At 45.7% G+C, this 1,214-nt stretch carries 2 protein-coding genes; both read left to right on the forward strand.

Going from position 1 to position 1,214, the window contains the following annotated elements:
* Positions 1 to 218, forward strand: a 218-nt coding sequence (gene pgk / locus A3735_RS10500; protein ID WP_082885863.1) for a phosphoglycerate kinase, incomplete at its 5' end; no start/stop codon positions are given.
* Between the two features lie 30 nt (positions 219 to 248).
* Positions 249 to 1,214 (forward strand): class II fructose-bisphosphate aldolase (fba, locus tag A3735_RS10505; RefSeq protein ID WP_068638027.1); only part of this gene is annotated, 966 nt, incomplete at its 3' end.

Consider the following 1,214-nt stretch of genomic DNA (forward strand, 5'->3'; position numbering starts at 1 on the left):
ACCAGTTTGGTGCGGGCACTAAAGCGCTATCATCAGCCATCGCTGATAGTGATGCATTCTCAATAGCAGGTGGTGGCGACACCTTGGCTGCTGTCGCTAAGTATGAAATCGCAGATAAGGTTTCGTATATTTCTACGGGTGGCGGTGCCTTTTTAGAATTTGTAGAAGGTAAGACTTTACCTGCAGTAGCAATGTTATTAGCGCGCGCAAGCCCATAAATTCAATCAATGTTTTAACCGGAGATAATCATGGCATTAATTAGTATGCGACAACTACTTGATCATGCTGCAGAGTATGACTACGGAGTTCCAGCGTTTAACGTAAATAACCTTGAGCAGATGCGCGCTATTATGGAAGCAGCTGATCAAACAAATAGTCCTGTGATAGTGCAGGCTTCAGCCGGTGCTCGTAAATATGCCGGAGCACCTTTTTTGCGTCATCTTATTTTGGCGGCTATCGAAGAATTCCCGCACATTCCTGTTTGTATGCATCAGGACCACGGTACTTCTCCAGCAGTTTGCCAGCGCTCGATTCAACTTGGGTTTTCTTCAGTGATGATGGATGGTTCGCTGATGGACGATGGCAAAACACCTTCCAGCTACGAATATAACGTTGACGTCACAAAGCGCACTGTTGAAATGGCGCATGCTTGCGGTGTTTCTGTTGAAGGTGAGCTTGGCTGTTTGGGGTCTTTAGAAACTGGCCAGGCAGGTGAAGAAGATGGTGTTGGTGCTGAAGGTACACTTAGTCACGATCAGATGTTAACTGATCCAGAAGAGGCAGCAGATTTTGTTAAGCAAACTGGTGTTGATGCGTTAGCGATTGCATGTGGTACAAGCCATGGCGCGTATAAGTTCACGCGTCCACCTACTGGTGATATTTTGGCTATTGACCGTATTAAAGCGATAAATGAACGTATTCCTGGTACGCACCTGGTAATGCATGGTTCATCCTCTGTACCTCAAGAATGGCTTGCTGTTATTAACGAGTACGGCGGCGAAATTCCTGAAACCTATGGTGTCCCTGTAGAGCAGATTGTAGAGGGCATAAAATATGGCGTTCGTAAGGTAAATATTGATACCGATCTACGTCTGGCTTCTACTGGTGCTGTGCGTCGCTTTATGGCACAGAATCCAGCAGAATTCGACCCTAGAAAGTATCTAAAAGAAACTGTAAGTGCGATGAAAGAAATTGTAGTTGCTCGATACGAAGCG

Source organism: Oleiphilus sp. HI0061, from assembly GCF_001635675.1.